Annotated in this window: 18 protein-coding genes; 10 read left to right on the top strand and 8 right to left on the bottom strand. The window is 68.5% G+C overall.

Annotated features, from left to right (window positions below; genetic code table 11):
- The first annotated feature begins 378 nt into the window (after positions 1 to 378).
- The 5 genes from QTI51_RS08400 (at position 379) to QTI51_RS08380 (ending at position 6,517) form a co-directional block, all read left to right on the top strand.
- Positions 379 to 1,320 carry a class I SAM-dependent methyltransferase gene (locus QTI51_RS08400; RefSeq protein ID WP_116907735.1) on the top strand — a complete coding sequence of 314 codons (942 nt, stop codon included), beginning with the start codon at positions 379 to 381 and terminating at the stop codon, positions 1,318 to 1,320.
- A 144-nt stretch (positions 1,321 to 1,464) separates the two neighbouring features.
- On the top strand, positions 1,465 to 2,304 hold the full coding sequence (locus QTI51_RS08395) for a peptidoglycan DD-metalloendopeptidase family protein (RefSeq protein WP_286515965.1): 840 nt from the start codon (positions 1,465 to 1,467) through the stop codon (positions 2,302 to 2,304).
- Between the two features lie 119 nt (positions 2,305 to 2,423).
- Positions 2,424 to 2,606, top strand: a complete 183-nt coding sequence (locus QTI51_RS08390; RefSeq protein WP_116907736.1) for a hypothetical protein — start codon at positions 2,424 to 2,426, stop codon at positions 2,604 to 2,606.
- A 129-nt stretch (positions 2,607 to 2,735) separates the two neighbouring features.
- Positions 2,736 to 3,890 (top strand): metallophosphoesterase family protein, encoded by a 1,155-nt coding sequence (locus tag QTI51_RS08385; RefSeq protein WP_116907737.1) that lies wholly within the window; start codon positions 2,736 to 2,738, stop codon positions 3,888 to 3,890.
- Positions 3,887 to 6,517: an AAA family ATPase gene (locus QTI51_RS08380; RefSeq protein WP_116907738.1), complete on the top strand. Its 2,631-nt coding sequence runs from the start codon at positions 3,887 to 3,889 to the stop codon at positions 6,515 to 6,517. Before QTI51_RS08385 ends, QTI51_RS08380 begins: the two co-directional genes overlap by 4 nt.
- A 120-nt stretch (positions 6,518 to 6,637) precedes the next feature.
- On the opposite strand, the gene QTI51_RS08375 is transcribed toward QTI51_RS08380, so the two are convergent.
- The 6 genes from QTI51_RS08375 to mltG all read right to left on the bottom strand — a co-directional run bounded on the left by QTI51_RS08375 (position 6,638) and on the right by mltG (position 11,305).
- Entirely contained in the window at positions 6,638 to 7,318 is a 681-nt protein-coding gene (locus QTI51_RS08375) for an ankyrin repeat domain-containing protein (RefSeq protein WP_116907739.1), read from the bottom strand.
- Positions 7,318 to 8,121: a TatD family hydrolase gene (locus tag QTI51_RS08370; protein ID WP_116907740.1), complete on the bottom strand. Its 804-nt coding sequence runs from the start codon at positions 8,119 to 8,121 to the stop codon at positions 7,318 to 7,320. The genes QTI51_RS08375 and QTI51_RS08370 overlap by 1 nt, the downstream gene beginning before the upstream one ends.
- An 82-nt stretch (positions 8,122 to 8,203) precedes the next feature.
- Complete coding sequence (locus QTI51_RS08365; RefSeq protein ID WP_116907741.1) at positions 8,204 to 8,584, bottom strand: PilZ domain-containing protein; 381 nt, start codon at positions 8,582 to 8,584, stop codon at positions 8,204 to 8,206.
- Positions 8,581 to 9,582, bottom strand: coding sequence for a DNA polymerase III delta subunit-related protein (locus QTI51_RS08360; RefSeq protein ID WP_116907742.1), 1,002 nt, complete (start codon positions 9,580 to 9,582; stop codon positions 8,581 to 8,583). Before QTI51_RS08360 ends, QTI51_RS08365 begins: the two co-directional genes overlap by 4 nt.
- A 20-nt stretch (positions 9,583 to 9,602) precedes the next feature.
- Positions 9,603 to 10,286, bottom strand: coding sequence for a dTMP kinase (gene tmk, locus QTI51_RS08355; protein WP_116907743.1), 684 nt, complete (start codon positions 10,284 to 10,286; stop codon positions 9,603 to 9,605).
- Positions 10,283 to 11,305 (bottom strand): endolytic transglycosylase MltG, encoded by a 1,023-nt coding sequence (mltG, locus tag QTI51_RS08350; RefSeq protein ID WP_116907744.1) that lies wholly within the window; start codon positions 11,303 to 11,305, stop codon positions 10,283 to 10,285. The genes tmk and mltG overlap by 4 nt, the downstream gene beginning before the upstream one ends.
- Before the next feature lie 118 nt (positions 11,306 to 11,423).
- Here mltG and ygfZ point away from each other — a divergent pair, with 118 nt between their 5' ends.
- Positions 11,424 to 12,380, top strand: a complete 957-nt coding sequence (gene ygfZ, locus QTI51_RS08345; RefSeq protein ID WP_116907745.1) for a CAF17-like 4Fe-4S cluster assembly/insertion protein YgfZ — start codon at positions 11,424 to 11,426, stop codon at positions 12,378 to 12,380.
- Positions 12,381 to 12,534: 154 nt separating this feature from the next.
- On the top strand, positions 12,535 to 13,443 hold the full coding sequence (locus QTI51_RS08340; protein WP_116907746.1) for a hypothetical protein: 909 nt from the start codon (positions 12,535 to 12,537) through the stop codon (positions 13,441 to 13,443).
- 27 nt (positions 13,444 to 13,470) lie between these two features.
- On the opposite strand, the gene QTI51_RS08335 is transcribed toward QTI51_RS08340, so the two are convergent.
- On the bottom strand, positions 13,471 to 14,331 hold the full coding sequence (locus tag QTI51_RS08335) for a YbgC/FadM family acyl-CoA thioesterase (protein WP_116907747.1): 861 nt from the start codon (positions 14,329 to 14,331) through the stop codon (positions 13,471 to 13,473).
- A gap of 66 nt (positions 14,332 to 14,397) precedes the next feature.
- Positions 14,398 to 15,312, bottom strand: coding sequence for an alpha/beta hydrolase (locus QTI51_RS08330; protein WP_286515988.1), 915 nt, complete (start codon positions 15,310 to 15,312; stop codon positions 14,398 to 14,400).
- A gap of 166 nt (positions 15,313 to 15,478) precedes the next feature.
- Here QTI51_RS08330 and gbd point away from each other — a divergent pair, with 166 nt between their 5' ends.
- From gbd to QTI51_RS08315, 3 genes are all read left to right on the top strand, one after another.
- Positions 15,479 to 16,615 (top strand): 4-hydroxybutyrate dehydrogenase, encoded by a 1,137-nt coding sequence (gbd, locus tag QTI51_RS08325; protein ID WP_116907749.1) that lies wholly within the window; start codon positions 15,479 to 15,481, stop codon positions 16,613 to 16,615.
- A gap of 155 nt (positions 16,616 to 16,770) precedes the next feature.
- Complete coding sequence (locus tag QTI51_RS08320; RefSeq protein ID WP_116907750.1) at positions 16,771 to 19,113, top strand: type VI secretion system Vgr family protein; 2,343 nt, start codon at positions 16,771 to 16,773, stop codon at positions 19,111 to 19,113.
- A gap of 8 nt (positions 19,114 to 19,121) precedes the next feature.
- Positions 19,122 to 19,565, top strand: coding sequence for a hypothetical protein (locus QTI51_RS08315; RefSeq protein ID WP_116907751.1), 444 nt, complete (start codon positions 19,122 to 19,124; stop codon positions 19,563 to 19,565).
- The last annotated feature ends 30 nt before the right edge of the window (positions 19,566 to 19,595 follow it).

Here is a 19,595-nt window from a genome sequence, read left to right as displayed (position 1 = left end):
TACTACCCGAACTGTCCAGTACAAGGTAACTGATGCGTGGTTTGAAGAAAGCGAGTGAGTGCTCAGCTTCGTTTTTGGGCCGAAACGGGTCTACCGAGGCGGGGTACTCATGGGCAGACGCAGGGGGGAATACCGGGTGAGAGGGGGGTGCCCGATGGTTTGCATGCATAACGGTGTTGGTGCATGCGCGTCACAGGGGAGTCATGCGAAAAACGCACGGGCACGGTGCCCGCAAAATGAAACATCGCCCCGAATTCGTGCTGTTATTGAATTGCCAAGTCTGTAACCGGATAAAAAATCGCTGTACAAAACCGGAAAAGCACAAAAACTTCAGGTGCGCCTGCAACTTTGCAGATCCAATTCATTGGAGGGTCCGACATGCTCAGCGACATCCTATTACCCGGCGTAGTGCTTCAAAGCCGCGATCTCTATTGCGAATGGCATATACCGAATAATTCGGAAGGCCTGCGCGCCAATGCCACTTATTTCGGCAATGCGGGATGGGCGCAGGAGTATCTGGACTTTTGTCACCGCGACGCGCACTTCAGGAGCCGCTGGCTCGCCGCCGGCGGCGACTGGACGGGCAAGACCGTGATTGACCTGGGGTGCGGGCCCGGCAACGTGTTCGCCACCCTGGGCGGCAAGCCCAGGCTGCTGGTGGGGGTGGATGTGGCGGCGGGCTCACTGGAATTGGCGGCGCGACAGGGCTACACGGCGGTGCTGGCCGATGCGGCGCACACGCCGTTTCGCTCGGAGGTGGCCGACATCGTGGTCATCAATGCGTCGCTGCACCACTGCGACGACATGCACGCGGTGCTGCGCGAGGGCGCGCGGCTGGTGAAGCCCGGGGGCCTGCTCATCACCGACCACGACCCGCAACTGACCGCCTGGGACTACAAGGGGCTGGCCAAGTTCATGTGGGACGCGCGGCTGTGGGTGTACCGCGTGACGCGCCACGGCTTCCACAAGACCGGCAGCCAGCAGTCGTGGGGGCTGCGCACCGAGATCCATCACCGGCCCGGCGACGGCGTGACGCGCGAGTTCTTCACCTCGACGCTGGCGCCGCTGGGCTTCGACGTGCGCGTGCATGCGCACAACCACCAGATCGGCGCCGATGCGCTCCAGGGGCAGGTCGGCCCCGCGCACTGGAAGTACCGCATGGGCAATGCGCTGTCGGGCCGCGACCCGGGCGCGTCGGCGAGCGCGCTGTCGCTGATGTGCATCGCGAAGAAGGGCGGTGAAGAACGGCTGCCCGCCGGCATGCGCATGACGCGGCCCGCCCATGCCGGGAGCACGGTCGGCGCGCACGAGATGGCGTGAACACCTGTTTGCCTGGCCGAGCGCTGGGCTGGACTGGGCTCGAGCGCTTGACGGCCCGCGACTGCTGGTAGCCTCCCCGGATTCTTCGAACGCGCGCCCCCTTGCGGGGCGCGCTCTCCAGGTCATCCAGGAAGGACTCCATCAGTGGTTGTGACAGCAGCAGGCATCCCCCATCCCTACAAGGCAAGCCAGGCAAGCCACGCAAGCCACGCAAGCCAGACACGCAAGACAGCGAACACGCGCAGCCACTGGCGCGCAGCCCTCGCGCTGGTCGCGGCATTGACCCTGGCGGCTTGCTCCACCTCGCCCAAGGCCCCGGTGGCGGGCCCCGGCGAGTACGTGGTGCAGCCCGGCGACACGCTGTACCGCATCGCCTCCAGGACCGGCCGCTCCGCCGGCGACATCGCCCGCTGGAGCAACCTGCAGGACCCCGACAAGCTGGAAGCAGGGCAGGTGCTGCGCGTGGTGCCGCCGGGCGGCGCAGCCGCGGGGCCTGCTCAGTCGTCAGGCACGTCGGGCTCTTCGCCAGAGGCTTCGCCGCCGACCCGCAGCGCTGGCGCCGATCGCGCCCGGCCACCGCGCCCGCGCGAGCCCGAAACGGTGATACCGCCCGCGTCGCGCCGCAGCGACTGGGGCTGGCCCGCGCCGGGGCAGGTGATTGCGGGCTTCAACGGCTCGAGCAACAAGGGCATCGACATTGCCGCCAACCCCGGCGACCCGGTGGTGTCCATGGGCGCCGGCAAGGTCGCGGTCACCGAGATGCTGCGTGGCTACGGCAGCGTGGTCATGGTGGACCACGGCGGCGCGTACATGTCGGTCTACACCAACCTGCGCACGGTGCTGGTCAAGCAGGGGCAGCGCGTGGAGCGCGGCCAGAAGATCGCCGACATCGGCGGCGGCGAGGGCGACAAGGCCAAGCTGCACTTCGAGATCCGCTACCGCGGCAACGCCGTGGATCCGAGGCAGTACCTGACTGCACGCTGAGCACGCGGCCCCTCGGTGGCATTCATCGCATCCCACGAAAGGCATCCCCCGAATTGGTGATACCGCGCAGCCCGCGAAATGCGCAGACTCCGGCCCTCACTCTGTCAGAAGGGGCCTACATGGAACTCACGCACTGGATGTTCGTCATCGGCGGCTTCGCCCTGGCAGTCATGGCGCTTTGGCTGCTGCAGGGGCCGGCCGGCCGCGACGCACAGCGCATGAGGGACCAGATCGCCGAGCAGGTCACGCAGTCGGCCGCGCTGGTGCAGGAGTGCGCTTCGGGCGCCGCGCCGCGCACCTGAGGCTTTCGCGGTCTCTTGGCGCGGCCTGCTCGCGTCATTTCCTCAGGGTCGTCCGGCAAAGTCGTTCTCCTTGCCCTCTAAGATGCTCGCTGTTTTGAGAAGACGCGAGAGGCAAAGGGAGGGCCACGCATGATTTCTTTGCTCCATACCGCGGACTGGCAAACAGGCCGCGTGTTCTCGCAGTTCGAGCCCGACGACGCCGCGGCGCTGTTCGAGGCGCGCTTCAAGGTGGTCGAGCGGCTGGCCGGCATCGCGGCCGAACGACATGTCGACGCCGTGCTGGTCGCGGGCGATGTGTTCGACCTGCAGACCGTGTCCGACAAGACCATCCGGCGCATGTTCAACGCCATGCAGGGCTTCAGCGGCCCGTGGCTGCTGATTCCGGGCAACCACGATTCGGCGCTGAGCGAATCGGTGTGGAGCCGGGCGCAAAGGCTGGGCGCCGTGCCCGCCAACGTGGTGTGCTGCCTGGAGCCCAGGCCGCACACCGTGGCCGGCAAGTTCGTGCTGCTGCCCGCGCCGCTCACGCAGCGCCACACCTATGGCGACCTCACCGACTGGTTCGTCACCGCGCCGAACGAAGGTGCTTCCGAGGGCAACACACCCGACGGCAACGCCTTGCCGCGCATCGGCCTGGCGCACGGCTGCGTGCAGGGCATTCTTTCGGACGACATCGACTCGGCCAACCCGATTGCCGCGGGCCGGGCAGGGGAGGCCGGTCTCGACTACCTGGCGCTGGGCGACTGGCACGGCACCCGGCAGATCGACGAGCGCACCTGGTACGCCGGCACGCCCGAGACCGACCGCTTTCGCGCCAACGATTCGGGGCAGGCGCTGCTGGTGTCGATCGCGGGCGCCGGCGCGGTGCCCGAGGTGGAACCGGTCCGCACGGGCCAGTTCACCTGGCAGCAGCTGGAACCCCGGCTCGCGGTGGCATCGGACATCGACGAACTGGTGGAAAAGCTGGAACAGGTCGGGGGCCACGACGTGCTGCAACTGCGCGCGGTCGGCTCCTGCGACCTGGGCGGGCACAACAAGCTCGTCGCCGCGCTCGATGCGGCACGCGCCCGCGCCCGCGCGCTGGTGTGGGACGGCGAAGCGCTGCGGCTGGAGCCGACGGAAGAAGACATCCAGGCGCTGCACGCCGACGGTTTCGTGGGCGAGGCGCTGCAAGACCTGCGCGCGCAGCAAGGCGATGCCGACGCCGAGCTGGCACGCGACGCGCTGCTGACGCTGGCGCGCATCCTCGACGCGCAAGCCGCGCGCACGGGGGCCGGCGCATGAAGCTGCAACGCCTTCGCATCGAGAACTTCAAGCTGTTTCGCGCGCCGCTCGAAATCACCGGTTTCACGGACGGGCTGAACCTGTTCGCTGCGCCGAACGAATCGGGCAAGTCGACCATCGCCGAGGCGATTCGCGCCGCGTTCTTCGAGCGCCATCGCTCGAACGTGGTCGAGCACCTGCGGCCCTGGGGCGAAAGCTCGGTCACGCCCACGGTCGAGCTCGACTTCGAACTCGACGGCAAGCCCTGCAAGCTCACCAAGGCCTTTCTCGGCAAGAAGCGCTGCGAGCTCGTCATCGACGGCAAGGCCATGGACGGCGCCGTGGCCGAAGACCACTTGGCGGCGCTGCTGGGTTTTCGCTTTCCGAGCAAGGGCGCGAGCGCACCGGAGCACATGGGCATTCCGGGGCTGCTGTGGATCAAGCAGGGCACCTCGCACGACATATCGAACGCCGTCGGCTTCGCCAGCGATCACCTGCGCAACGCGCTCGGCGAATCGCTGGGCGAGCTGGCTTCGAGCCAGGGCGACGCGGTGCTGAAGGCGGTCGAAACAGAGCGCAACGAGCTGCTGACGCCCGCCAGCGGCGCTCCCAAGGGCGCGTTCGCGGAGGCGATCAAGCTGCGCGCGGACCTCGAAGGCGAACTGGCGCGCCTGCATGCGGACATCGAGGCTTACCGTTCGGGGGTCGACCGGCTGTCGGGGCTGCGGCGCGAGCACCAGCGCGACGACGCGGCGCGGCCCTGGGTGGCGCTGCGCGAGCAGCTCACGCTGGCGCAACAGCGGCTGAACGACGGCAAGGGCCTGGCCGAGCGCAAGGCCGCGCAGGACGCGGCGTTGAAGCAGGTGGCCGCGCAGGTGGCGTCGTGGCGCACACAACTCCAGGCGATGGAACGCGAGGAAGCCACGGTCGCGCAGCGCGAGAAAAACCTCGAAGCCGTCAGGCTGGGCCTCGAGAAGGCGCTGGTCGAGCTGCAGGCCTGGGAGCCGCGCCACGCGGCCGCGGCGCTGGCCGACGCCGGCGCGCGCAACAGCCTGCGGCTGGCGCGCCAGGCCGCGTCGCGTGTCGCGCAGCAAGAGGCTGTCGAAAGCCTGGCCGAGCAGCTCGCCGGGCTGGCGCGAAGCCTGGACAAAGCCAAGGGCGAGCAAGACAAGGTCACCCGCCTGCAGGCCGACGCGCAAGCCCTGGCCGTGCCCGACGGCGACCTGAAGCGGCTGCAACGCACCGCCGACATGCTGCGCACGGCGCAGGCCCGGCTCGATGCGGTGTCGACCGCGCTGGCCTTCGAACTGCAGCCCGGTGCGCGGGTTCGCGTGGGCGGCGCCGAGGTGGCGGGCTCGGCGCGACAGACCGTCATCGCTCGGACCGAGATCGACATCGAGGGCGTCGGACGCATCACGGTGCTGCCGGGCGGCGCCGACCTTGAAAGCCTGGGCGTGGAGCGCGACAGCGCCCGCGACGCGCTCGCCAGCCAACTGCAAGCCCTGCGCGCGGACAACGTTGCCGCCGTCGAGGAACGCACGCGGCTGCATGCGCTGCGAAAGGCCGAGGCCGGCGCGGCAGAGGCAGTGTTGTCGGCGCTGGCCCCCAAGGGCCTGGGCGCGCTCGCGGCTGACGTGACCTTGCGTGAGGCGCGACTGGCCGAGGCGAAGGCATTGCTTCTGACCATGGCGCCGGCAGACGCCACGGCAGTGCCATCGGCCGCGCAAGCCGAAGCGGAGGAGGGCGCCGCACGCGCCGCGCTGGAAGCGGCCTCCTCGGCCCTCAACGACGCCAAGGTGCAGGCCGGCAATGCCCGTGAACAGGTCAAGGCGGCCGAAGACGAACTGGCCGCGGTCCGCGCCACGCTGGCCGACCCGATGCGCGCCGGCCGCAAGCGCGAAGCCAGCGAGGCGCTGACCGATGCGCTGGCCCAGCAATCGGCCATCGAGCAAAAGGCCGGCGACCTGGCGCTGCAGCTGCAGACCGTCAACTTGCCGGTGCTCGCGCAGGACGTGGAGCGTCTGGAGCGCAGCGCGCGTCAGGCCGAGTCAGCGCACAGCCAGCGGGCCAACGAGATCACGCGGCTCGAAGTCGAGCTGGAGACGAAGGGTGCGCTGGGGCAGGAAGAAATCGCGTCGGAAAAGCAGCGCGAACTCGACCACGTCGCAAGGCGCTGCGCGGAACTCGATCGGCACGCCAAGGCGCTGGACCATCTGCTGAAGCTGCTGCGCGAGAAACGCTCGGCCTTGGCGCGGCGGCTGCGCGCGCCCTTGCAGAAGCACCTGGACCACTACCTGCAGATTCTGTTTCCGGGCGCGCAGGTCGAAGTCGGTGACGACCTGTCACCAGGTCGCATCACGCGTCCCGGGCTGCGCGGCGCGCAAAGCGGTGCTTTCGAGGAGCTGAGCGTGGGCGCGCGGGAACAGATGGGTGTCGTCGCGCGGCTGGCGTATGCCGATCTGCTCAAGGAAGCGAACAAGCCGACGCTGCTGATCCTGGACGACGCGCTGGTGCACACCGACGAGGAGCGCCTGGGTCAGATGAAGCGCGTGCTGTACGACGCTGCGACGCGGCACCAGATACTGATCCTGAGTTGCCATCCGCAGGCCTGGAGAGACCTGGGGGTGGTGGCGCGGAGCATTCCTTAGGGAGGCGGTTGAGCGAAGCGGCCTTCGTCGGGGAAGGCTGCTTCTGGCAATCAGGCTGGAATATGAATAGTCAATTTAACATAATCATCATTGTGTTGAGTTTGAGCAGGTTCCCAAATCTCACCACTTGCCATCCTTCGGCACAGGCTTCGGCGCATTGGCCCTCGCAGCTTCCGCTTGCGTGATCAACGACGCAGCTTCCGACCGGTTCGCCTTGTTCGCGAAATCAACCGCCGTCATGCCCAGCTGGTTCTTCATCGTCGTGTCCGCACCTTCGGCCAGCAGCAGCTTCACGGCTTCGCTCGACCCGTACATCGCCGCCATCATCAGCGGCGTGGAACCGTTGGGCGATTGCGCATCGATGAACGCGTAGTTGTCGAGCAGCACCTTCATGATCGTCAGTTGCCCGCTCGTCGCGGCGTAATGCAGCGGCGTCCAGCCGGTCTTGTTGACGGCGGCATCGCGCTTGAGCAACTGGTTCACCAGGTCTTGCTGGCCCTTGATGGCCGCCAGCATCAGCGGCGTTTCGTCCTTGGGGTTGGCCAGGTCGACGTTGGTCTGCGGTGAATCGATCAGCACCTGGATCACCTTCGGCGACGGCTCGCGCAGCGCGATCAGCAGGCCGGTTTGCCCATGTTCGTCGAGCGTGTTCGGATCGAAACCGCGCTGCAGCAGGGTGCGCACGCCGCTCGCGTTGTCGCCGCGCACAGCCCTGAAAAAGTCGTCGAAAGAGCCTGCATGCGCTGCAAAAGATGCAGCTGCGACAAGCAGATAGACCGATGTCTTGAAGTAGTTTTTCATCATTTGATGTCCCTGAACAGGTTGTCGAAGTTGTCGCTCGTGGCCTTGGCGATGGCCTCCACGGGCATCTTTCGCAGCTCGGCGATCTGCTGCGCCACATACGGCACGTACGACGGGTTGTTGGTCTTGCCACGGTACGGCACCGGCGCCAGGTACGGGCTGTCGGTTTCGATCAGCATGCGGTCCAGCGGCACGAAAGCCGCCACGTCGCGCAGATCCTGCGCTTTCTTGAAGGTCAGGATGCCCGAGAACGAAATGTAGAAACCCAGGTCCAGCGCGGCCCGCGCGACCTCGGCGGTCTCGGTGAAGCAATGGAACACGCCGCCGGCAGAACCGGGGGAGGCGTCTTCGCCCTCCTCCTTCAATATCGCAAGCGTGTCGGCCGAGGCCTCGCGGGTGTGGATGATCAGCGGCTTGCGCGTCTGCCGGGCTGCGTGGATGTGCACGCGAAAGCGGTCGCGCTGCCATTCCATGTCCGAAATGCTGCGCCCGCCCTTGCGTTCTTCCATCTGGTAGTAGTCCAGCCCTGTTTCGCCGATGGCGACCACCCGCGGCCGGGCGGCGAGCCGCACCAGGTCTTCGACGCTGGGCTCGGCAATGTCTTCGTTGTCGGGGTGCACGCCCACGCTGGCCCAGAAGTTGTCGTAGCTGGCGGCCAGCGCCTGCACGTCGTCGAACTCCTCGAGCTTGGTGCAGATGCAAAGGGCCCGGTCGACCTGCGCGGCCGCCATGGCGGCGCGAATCTGCGGCATCTGGTCGGCGAACTCGGGGAACGTGAGGTGGCAGTGGGAGTCTGTGAACATCGGAAATGGCGAGCTGCGGCGCTCGCTCCTGTGGGAGATGGCGCCGTGAACGGAGTTCCGCGTCACGAGGACGCCGGAAGCATCAAATGGTTTGGGTGGGCCGGTCGGAGGCCATCGAGCCGCCGAGCGCGGCTTCGATGCGCGCCTTCAGCTGGCGCGATTTTTCGTCCGACGGAAAGCGGATGCCCACGCCGGGCGCCCGGTTGCCGGCGGCGCGCGGCGGCGTGATCCAGGCGACCTTGCCGGCCACCGGATAGCGCTGCGGGTCTTCGGGCAGCGTGAGCAGCACGTACACGTCGTCGCCGAGCCGGTACTCGCGCGAGGTCGGAATGAAGATGCCGCCCTCCGCGAACAACGGGATGTACGCCGCGTACAGCGCGCCCTTTTCCTTGATGGCGAGCTGGATCACGCTCGGCCGGGCGGGCGACGGGGCGGGGGCTGCGGGGGCGACAGGTTGGTTCATGGGCGACGAGCGGCAGAGTTTAGGGTGGTTCGCGCCTCGCTCACAAGCGCTTCCAGCATCAGGCCCGCGTTGAACGGGTGCTCGGCGGTGCGCGCGGCGCTTGCCAGCGACTTCGACCAGCGCGCCAGCGCCAGCCGCGACGGCGCCGCCGGCAGGTCGGCCGCCTCGAAGAAACGGGGTTCGGCGCCGTGGCCGATGGCCATCAGGTCGTGGCAGAGCTTCTGCAGCGCGCCCACGGCCTGGGCCGGCGCATGGTCGGCCAGCGCGCCCACGTCGCCGCGGCTCATGGCCTTGGGCAGCAACGACCACGCCTTGGGCGACTGCCCCGAGCGCGCCAGCCGCAAGGCGTCGCTGGGGCGGCCGCCGGCGGCACGCAACAGGGCCGATGCATCCGCGGCCGGCACGCCGTGCGCGGCCAGCCAAGCCTCGGCCTCGGCGGTCTCGGGCCACGGCAGTGTGAAGCCCAGGCAGCGGCTGCGAATGGTCGGCAGCAACTGCCACGCGGCTTCACTGGCGAGCACGAAGCGCACGTCGCCGACCGGCTCCTCGAGCGTCTTCAGCAGGGCGTTCGCGGTGATGTTGTTCATGCGCTCGGCCGGGTACACCAGCACCACCTTGCCGCGGCCGCGCGCGCTGGTGCGCTGGGCGAAGCCGACCGCGTCGCGCATCGCCTCGACGCGAATCTCGCGGCTGGCCTTGCGCTTCTTGTCGTCGATGTCCGACTGCGCCTTCTCGTCGAGCGGCCAGCCGAGTTCCTGCATGGCGACTTCGGGCATCAGCACGCACAGGTCGGCGTGGGTGCGAACCTCGATGGCGTGGCAGCTGGCGCAGTGGCCGCAGGCCGTGCCTTCCTGCGTCGGCTGCTCGCACAGCCAGGCGGAGGCCAGCGCCAGCGCCAGTTCGTACTGGCCGATGCCCGAGGGGCCTTGCAACAGCCAGGCGTGGCCGCGCTGGCGCAGCAGTTCGGCCAGCGGCTGGCGCAGCCAGGGGGACAGCATGGGAGCACTCGTCGTTCCGCTCATCGTGGCGTGCCTCCGAGCACGCCGCGTGCCACCAGCGCGGTCTCGACCTGTTGCCAGACCTGGTCCCGCGCCTGGCTGGCGTCGATGCGCACGAAGCGCTGCGCGTCCGCGGCGGCCCGCGCCGCATAGCCCTGCGCGACACGGCTGAAGAACTCGACCGGCTGCGACTCGAACTTGTCGGGCACGCGCGCTCCGGCCAGCCGCTGCGCGGCAATGGCGGGTGCCAGGTCGAACCACAGCGTGATGTGCGGCTGCAGCAGCACCGTGGCAGGGCGCCCCGCCCTGCCCGCCTGCACCCATTGCTCCAGCGTGGCCAGCACGCCGTCGTCAAAACCGCGGCCCGCGCCCTGGTAGGCGAAGGTGGCGTCGGTGAACCGGTCGCACAGCACCACGTCGCCGCGCAGCAGCGCCGGCTCGATGACCTGCACGATGTGGTCGCGCCGCGCGGCGAACACCAGCAGCGACTCGGTCAGCGGGTCCATCGGCTGCTCCAGCACCAGCCCGCGCAGCATTTCGGCCAGCGCGGTGCCGCCGGGTTCGCGCGTGCGCACCACCGCGCGGCCCTGCGCGCGAAACAGCGCCTCGAGCGCATCGAGGTGGCTGGACTTGCCCGCGCCGTCGATGCCTTCCAGCGTCAGGAACAGTCTTGGTGCGGTGTCGCGGCCTGAATTACCACTCATTGGGTCGCCTTGGTTTTGGGGTCGCCGCCGCCTCGCTGGTAGCGGTTGACTGCGCGGTTGTGGTCGTCGAGCGAGCTGCTGAACTGGCTGGTGCCGTCGCCGCGAGAAACGAAATACAGCGATTTGCTTTGCGCCGGCTGCACGGCCGCCAGCAGCGCCGCCTTGCCGGGCATCGAAATCGGCGTGGGCGGCAGGCCGCCGCGCGTGTAGGTGTTCCAGGGCGTGTCGGCCTGCAGGTCTTTCTTGCGCAGGTTGCCGTCAAAGCCCGCGCCCAAGCCGTAGATGACGGTCGGGTCGGTCTGCAGCGGCATGCCGATGCGCAGGCGATTGGTGAACACGGCCGCGATTTCCGCGCGGTCGTTCGCCTTGCCTGTCTCCTTTTCGACAATGCTGGCCAAAATTAGCGCCTCATCGGCCGATTTCAACGGCAGGTCGGAGGCGCGGGCGGCCCAGGCGGCTTCCAGCTTCTTGTCCATGGCCCGCATGGCGCGCTGAAGCAGGGCGACGTCGGTCGAGCCCTTCGAGTAGGTGTAGGTGTCCGGAAAGAAGCGCCCTTCCGGGTGCATGCCCGGCTTGCCGAGCTTGGTCATCAGGTCCTGGTCGCTCAGGCCGACGCTGTCGGGCTTGAGCTGGTCGGCCTTGGCCAGCGCGGCGCGCACCTGGCGAAAGTTCCACCCCTCGACCAGCACCAGGCTGCGCGTGGCTTCCTCGCCGCGCACCAGGATGTTGAGCAGCAGCTTGGGTGTGACGCCCGGCTCCAGCTCGTAGCTGCCGGCGCGCATCTGCCGGTCCTGGCCCGACACGCGGAACCACCAATAGAGCAGCTGCGGCTGCACGGCGACGCCCGTGTCGGCCACGGCCTGCGCGATGCCGCGCGGCGTGGTGCCGGGCTCGACCGACAGGTCGACGCTGGGCGCCGGCAGCTTGAGCGGCTGGTGCACCCACCAGAGCCCGGCCCCGCCGAGCGCGAGCGCGACCAGGGCGGCGAGCAGGAAAAGCGTGAGGAAAAAGCTGCGCACGAGTCCGATGTGGAGAGGAATGTGGGAAGAAGACCGAGAACGAACGGTGGCCCTGCGGGCCGCGGGGCATCAGGCCCTGCCGTCCCGAAGGAACAGGCCCGGCCATGATAATTCAGCGATGACCACAGTCGTACTCAATGGCGTTACCGCCACTTCCTTGTCTGGCATGTCAGGCCCGCTCGGCGTGATCCGCGCCGAAGGGCCCGATGCCGCCAGCTTCCTGCACGGCCAGCTCACGCAGGACTTCTCCCTGCTCGGCAACGCCGACGCCCGGCTGGCCGCGCTGTGCACCGCCAAGGGCCGTGTGATTGCAAGTTTCATCGGCATCAAGCCGCAACCCGAACTCATCCTGCTGGTGTGCAGCCGCGACATCCTGGCCGCCACGCTCAAGCGCCTGTCCATGTATGTGCTGCGCGCCAAGGTCAAGCTGACCGACGCCACCGAGCAGTACGCGGTGTACGGCCTGGCCGGCACCGCCCTCCCCGCCAACGGGCTCGACGCCGCCGCCCTGCCCGGCAAGCGCACTGCTGTGGGTGGCGAGGTGAGTGACGAGGTGAGCGTGGTGTCCCTCTACCCGGCCGACGGGGTGCCCCGCGCGCTGTGGATCGCGCCGGCCGGCCTGCCCGCGCCCGTCGGCCCGGCGCTCGACCTGCAACTGTGGCAATGGAGCGAGGTGCGCAGCGGCATCGTCACGCTGACCACGCCGGTCATCGACGCCTTCGTGCCGCAGATGATCAACTACGAGTCGGTGGGCGGCGTCAACTTCAAGAAGGGCTGCTACCCCGGCCAGGAAGTGGTGGCGCGCAGCCAGTTCCGCGGCACGCTGAAGCGCCGCACCTACCTCGTGCAGGCCGACGCGCCCCTGGCCGCCGGCCAGGAAGTGTTCGCCGCCAACGACGCCGAGCAACCCGTGGGCACCGTCGCGCAGGCCGCTTCGGCCCCGGGCGGCGGCTGGGCCGCGCTCATTTCCATGCAGATCTCGGCGCTCGAGGCCGGCGGCCTGCGTGCCGGCGCGGCCGACGGGCCTGTGCTGCAGGTCGAGCCGCTGCCCTACGCACTGCTCGAAGACATCTGAGGCCCTCCTCAAGAATCGCCCACTGACACCCAGTTCAACGGGCCGCATGGCGCCATCGAAAAGATGGCGCCATTTTTTTGCGCGACGTTTAACCCTGCTGCCGATGCTGGTCCGTAGAAGCCTGCATCGATCCACTCCCGGCAAGGAAGACACCATGAAGCGCAGATTCTTTTCGACCACCGCACTGGCCCTGGGCGCCCTGGCCGCGGCCTCGGCCCTGCCGGCCTGGGCGCAGCCCCAGCTTCAACCTTCGGGCCGCATCGGCTCGCTCATGCAGATCAGCGTGGTCGACCGCGGCACCGGCGCCGAGCTGCCGCTGTACTTCCATCGCGGCGAATACTGGGTGGCCGGTCGCCCTGGCGCGCGCTACGCCATCCGGGCACGCAATGCGGTGGGCGAACGCGTCATGGCCGTGATGTCGGTGGACGGCGTCAACGTGCTCACCGGCGAAACCGCCGGCGTGGGCCAGAACGGCTACGTGTACGGCCCGCGCGAGCGCAGCGACATCACTGGCTGGCGCAAGAGCGACTCGCAGATCGCGGCCTTCGAGTTCGCCGCGGCCGGCAACTCGTACGCCAGCCGCACCGGCCGGCCCGACGACGTGGGTGTGATCGGCGTGGCCATGTTCCGCGAGCGCGTGGCCGAGCCGCCTGCGCCGCCACCTGTGGCGCCCGTCACCCCGTATCCGCGCCGCGACGAATACGGCGAGCGCGAGCGCCGCAGCGAGTCGTCGTCGATGGGCGATGCGCGCGCAAAGTCCGCACCGGCAGAGAGCGCCGCCGCCGCCGAAGCCCCGGCCGGCAGGCTCGCCCGCCCGGCTCCCAGCCTGGGCACCGCACACGGCCGCCGCGAGACTTCGTACGTCGGCAAGACCACCTTCGAGCGCGCGCAGTCGTCGCCCGACGAGGTGGTGCGCATCCGTTACGACAGCCGCGAGAACCTGGTCGCCGCGGGCGTGATCCCGGTGCCGCCACCGCCGCCGCGCTGGCCGCGTCCGACGGGCCCTTCCGCGTTCCCCGGCTCCGACACGGGCTACGTGCCCGACCCGCCGCCGCGCTATTGACGCTATCGAAGTTCGAAGTGGTCGGTTTCAGCGCAACGCGCGCCGCATCTCGATGTGCGGGATGCCGGCTTCCTCGAAGGGCTCGCCATGCACCGCGTAGCCGAGCCGCGCATAGAAGCGCTCGGCGCTGCGCTGAGCGTTCAACGCCACTTCGCGGTCGCCGCGCGCCTGCGCGGCTTCTTCCAGCACACGCACCACCGCGGCCCCATGGCCGCCGCTGCGCAGGTTGCGGTGCACCGCCATGCGCCCGATGTGCGACACCCCGTCTTCCGCGTGCAGCAGCCGCCCCGTGGCAATGACCTGCCCCAGCCGGTTGCGCGCCACCGCGTGCAGCACGACCGCGTCGTGTTCGTCCCATTCCATCGATTCGGGAATGTTCTGCTCCTCGATGAACACCGCGCGCCGCAGCGCGCCCGCGCCGTCGCCCAGCGCGGACCACGCGCCCGTTTCCACCGTGCGCATCGGCTCGCCGGCCTCGTAGCCGGTGAGCACGTCGCGCAGCACCTGCGGCACCGGCTTCGAGGTCTGCGTGGCCGGGTCGGCAAACACGTAGACCAGCTCGCAGCCGACCAGGAACTGGTCTTGCCGGAACAGCCCGCCCTCGAACACCATCGACGACGTGCCGACGCGCACGCAGCGCATGCCCACGTCGATCATGTCGTCCATGCGCGCCGAGCCGCGAAAGTCGATGGTGGCCTTGCGCACGTACAGGTCGCCGCCCAGCGACTGCATCGCTTCCTCGTACGGCAACGCGAGCGCGCGCCAGTAGTCGGAGATGGCGGTGTCGAAGTACATCAGGTAGTGCGCGTTGAACACGATCTTCTGCATGTCGACTTCGGCCCAGCGCACGCGCAGGCGGTGAAAAAAGCGGAAATCGCTACGTTGCATTCTTGTCTCCGGAACGGTTTTGAAAAAAAGGGAAAAGGGAACGCGGCGCGGGCCCGGCCTACAGGCTCAAGGCTGCAACGCCTCGCGCAGCGCCCGCGCCGCATCGTCGTGCGCCTGCAGCGCCTCGGGAATCGCGCGGCCCATCTTGATGAACTCGTGGATCACGCCGCGGTAGATCTCCAGGTCGACCGGCACGCCCGCGGCGCGCAGCTTGTCGGCGTAGGCGATGCCTTCGTCGACCACCGGGTCGCATTCGGCCAGGCAGATCCATGCGGGCGCCACGCCGTCGACGTCGTCGGCCAGCAGCGGCGCAAAGCGCCAGTCGTCGCGGTCGGCGTCGGTGCGCACGTACTGCGCGAAGAAGAAATCGATCATGGCCTTCGTCAGCAGCGGGCCGTCGGCATGGCGCGCGTGCGAGGCGGTGTCCTGGTGCGCGGTGGTGCCGGGGTAGACCAGCATCTGCAGCGCCAGCGGCAGGCCCGCGTCGCGCGCCAGGATGGCGCACACGGCCGCCAGCGTGCCGCCCGCGCTGTCGCCGCCCACGGCCATGCGGCGCGGGTCCAGGCCCAGGCTCGCACCTTGTTTCGCGATGAATTCGAAGGCATCCCACGCGTCGTTCGACGCGGTCGGAAACTTGTGCGCCGGTGCCAGCCGGTAGTCCACCGACACCACCGCGCAGCCGCTCTTGTGGCTCAGCACGCGGCACAGCGTGTCGTGCGTGCGGATGTTGCCGACGGTGAAGCCGCCACCATGAAAGTACACGAGCACGGGCAGCGCTTCGTTCGAAGGCGCGTACAGCCGCGCGGGCAGCGCGGTGCCGTCTCGCGCGGCGATGTTGAAGTCTTCTATGCGTGCCAACGCGGGCTTGGGCACCTCGAGCACGCCCGCGCCTTTCTCGTAGGACGCCTTCGCTTCGTCAGGCGTCAGCTGGTCGAGCGGCGGATGGCCGGCGCGCGCCATGCGTTCGACCACGCTGGCCATCTTCGGTGTGAGGCGCGGGCTGGACGGCACAGCGCGGGGTGTTGCGGGCGCGACAGCGGCAAGGGTTTCTTTCGTGTGCAAGACGGCTCGCTCTTGTTAGATTTGGCTGGTCGGCAATCGTACTGCCCCCAGCATTCCCCATGCATTCCGGAGCACCCCACACCCCATGGCCCTCATCCAGTACCTCACCCAGATCCAGTTCGAATTCGGCGCCATCAAGCTGCTGTCCAGCGAGTGCGCGCGCATCGGCATCAACCGCCCGCTGATCGTCACCGACGCGGGCGTGCGCGCGGCCGGCGTGCTGCAGAAAGCGCTCGATGCCATCGCCGATCTCGAGGTGTCGGTGTTCGACCAGACGCCCTCCAACCCGACCGAAGCCGCGGTGCGCGCGGCCGTCGAGCTGTACCGCAGCGGCCGCTGCGACGGGCTCATCGCGGTGGGTGGCGGCTCGGCCATCGACTGCGCCAAGGGCGTGGCCATCGCGGCCACGCACGAAGGCCCGCTGAAGACCTACGCCACCATCGAAGGCGGGTCTCCCAGGATCACCGAGCGCGTGGTGCCGCTCATCGCAGTGCCCACCACCAGCGGCACCGGCAGCGAGGTGGCGCGCGGCGCCATCGTCATCGTGGACGACCACCGCAAGCTGGGCTTCCACAGCTGGTTCCTGATGCCCAAGGCCGCCATCTGCGACCCCGAGCTCACGCTGGGCCTGCCGCCCAAGCTCACGGCCGCGACCGGCATGGACGCCATTGCGCACTGCATGGAAACCTTCATGTCGGCCGCGTTCAACCCGCCGGCCGACGGCATCGGCCTCGACGGGCTGGAGCGCGCCTGGGGCCACATCGAACGCGCGACCAAGGACGGCAGCGACCGCGAGGCGCGCCTGAACCTCATGAGCGCGTCGATGCAAGGCGCGATGGCCTTCCAGAAGGGCCTGGGCTGCGTGCATTCGCTGAGCCACAGCCTGGGCGGGGTCGATCCGCGGCTGCACCACGGCACGCTCAACGCCCTGTTCCTGCCCGCGGTGATCCACTTCAACGCGGGTGCCGAGTCGGTGCAGAAGGAGCAGCGCCTGCAACGCATGGCACAGGCCATGCACCTGGACTCCGCCGGCGACCTGGGCGATGCCATTCGCGACATGAACGCGCGCCTGGGCCTGCCCAAGGGCCTGGCCGAGGTGGGCGTGACGCCCGCGCTGTTCGAGAAGGTCATCGACGGCGCCATGGCCGACCACTGCCACAAGACCAATCCGCGGCTGGCCACGCGCGACGACTACAAGGCGATGCTCGAAGCGTCCATGTGAGCCTGCGAGCGTGCGGCCATGCGGCCGTGCGGGCATGCACGCGTGTAAGGGCTTCTTCTACGCCTTGCGAGTCATCCCGATGACATGAGGAATTTCTAGACTGCCCTGAAAGGCTTCGCACCCGCGAAAGCCCACAGGGTCAGGGGGAGTTCCGCATGCCGCGCACCGTTCAAGTCCACACCGTCCTGAGCGCCGAGCAGCTCAAGTTCCGCGCCATGCGGGGACGCGAAGGGCTCTCGCAGCTCTTCGAGTTCGAGGTGGACATGGTCAGCACCAGCTTCAGCCTCGACCTGAAGCAGCTGCTGGGCACGTCGCTGACCATGGAACTGGCCGACGAGGCCGGCCCGCGCTTCCTGAACGGCACCGTGGTGCGCTTCGAGCTGGTGGGCCGCGCCAACGAAACCGGCCGCCACTACATCTACCGCGCGCTGGTGCAGCCGTGGCTGTGGTACCTCACGCGCACCACCGACAGCCGCATCTTCCAGAACAAGAGCGTGCCCGAGGTGCTCGACGAGGTGCTGGGCAAGTACGGCTTCCAGTTCGAGAAGCGCCTTTCGGGCAGCTACCCCGCCTGGGAGTTCTGCGTGCAGTACCAGGAGAGCGACTTCGCCTTCGCGAGCCGCCTCATGGAGCACGAAGGCATCGCCTACCACTTCGAGCACGGCAACGGCACGCACCTGCTGGTGCTGGCCGACGACACCGGCAGCTACACGCCCCTGCCCGGCCACGCCAGCATTCCCTACCGCCCGCGCGACCGCGTGCTGAACGCGCTGGAGCCCTGTATCGACCGCTGGCGCGTGGCCGAGCAGATCACCTCGGGCCGCGTGATGCTCGACGACTTCGACTTCAAGAAGTCGCGCGCCTCGCTGCAAAGCGTGCAGCAAGACCCCAAGCCGCACGACCACTCGAGCTACGAGGTGTACGAATGGCTCGGCGGCTACACCGAGCACCAGCAGGGCGACAGCTACGCGCGCATTCGCCTGCAGGAGCTGCAGTGCGCGCACGAGCTGGCGGCGGGCCACACCAACGTCGTCGGCATGGCGCCGGGCTACCTGTTCGAGATGACGCACTGCCCGCGCGAGTCGGACAACCGCGAGTACCTGGTCATTGAAACGCGCTACGACCTGCAGGAGCCCGAGTACTCCTCGGGCGGCAGCAGCGAATCGGTGTGCGAGTTCGACTTCAGCGTGCTGCCTTCCAGCGTGGTCTACCGCCCCGCGCGCACCACGCCGCGCCCGCGCACCAACGGCCCGCAAACCGCCACGGTGGTCGGCCCCGAAGAAATCTGGACCGACCGCTTCGGCCGCGTGAAGCTGCAGTTTCGCTGGGACCGCTACGGCCAGTCCGACGAGAACAGCTCCTGCTGGGTGCGCGTGTCCAGCAACTGGGCTGGCGCCAACTTCGGCACCATGCACATGCCGCGCGTGGGCCAGGAGGTGATCGTCGACTTCATCGGCGGCGAGCCCGACCGGCCCCTCATCACCGGCCGCGTCTACAACAGCGACCAGATGCCGCCCTGGGAGCTGCCGGACAACGCCACGGCCAGCGGCATCCTCACGCGCTCCAGCAGCGGCGGCGCGGCCAACCAGGCCAACATGCTGCGCTTCGAGGACCGCGCGGGCGCCGAGCAGATCCTGCTGCACGCCGAGCGCAACCTCGACGTCGAGGTGGAAGCCGACGAAACCCACACCACCGACGGCACCCGCACCACGCTCATCAAGGGCCACGAATCGGCCACCTACCAGAGCGGCGAAACGCGCGACATCACCGCCGGCGCCAAGGAAAGCATCACCGGCGGCGACACCCGCAGCGTGACCGGCGGCTTCACCGAAACGGTGACGGGCGGCGTGAGCCAGACCATCTCGGGCGGCAAGACCCGCGTGCTCAGCGGCGGGCTGAAGGACACCATCACCGGCGGTGTCGACTCGGCCATCACCGGCGGCTACCACGGCACCATCGACGGAAAAGAGGTGCGCTTCGTGAGCGACGGGCGCAACGACACCATCGACACCTCGAACACCGTGCTGGTGAACGGCCCCTCGACCACCACCGTGACGGGCCCGACCGTGCACACCTCGCCGGACGTGACCTTCAACACCACGAACCACATCCACAACACGACGCAGCACGTCATCAACACCAACGTCTACAACACGACGTCGAACACCTACAACAACCTGGCGGTGAGCTACACGAACAACTCGGTCAGCTACACCAACAACTACGCCAAGAGCAGCGACTGGCGGCTGGCGCGCGCGGGCGGCGCGGGGTTTCGCTTCGGCGCGGTGGGGTTGTCGCTCGACTTCTGGGGCGTGCGCCAGCAGTTCTACGGCGTCAACTCGCAGTACGCGGTGCTGAAGGTGGACTTCATCACCTTCAAGATCGCCAACAAGGGCATCGACATCACCAACAAGGCCACCGAAGTCGCCAAGGCCGCGCTGCGTTTCTACATGGACGGCCTCGCGACCTATGCGCAGGCCATGCATATCGTGATGTGAAGGACCCGATGCCTGAGTGGGAAACGCTGATGTGGGGGGTCTTCGCGGTCGTCATGACGGTGGTGATCGTGTGCGCCATCGGCGCGGTCGGCTACATGCGGCGCGAAAACCGGCTGTACACGGCCGAGCAGGCGCTATGGAGGTCGCTGGCCACGGCGGGCCAGGGCCAGCCGGCCGACGGCGTGCTGCGCAGCTTTCGCATGCACCCCGACAACATGACCCGCGCCGGCTCGCGCGGGCAGACGGTGTGCGCCGTGGTGCTCGAGGTGGACTACGCCGACGCCGCCGGCACGCCGCGCACCGCGTCGATCCGCACCTTCATCGAAGACGCGCTGGTGCCGCGCTTCCAGGAGCCGATGAAGATCGTGCACCTGCGCTACGACCCGCGCAACGCCGCGTCGGTGGCCATCGACCGCGAGCGCACGCCGCTGGAGATTCCGCGTGCGTCCTGAGCGTGGGTACGGATACAGCCACAGCGCGCT

Source organism: Variovorax sp. J22G73, assembly GCF_030317035.1.
Classification (GTDB): domain Bacteria; phylum Pseudomonadota; class Gammaproteobacteria; order Burkholderiales; family Burkholderiaceae_C; genus Variovorax.
This window is presented reverse-complemented; position numbering and strand designations above follow the sequence as displayed.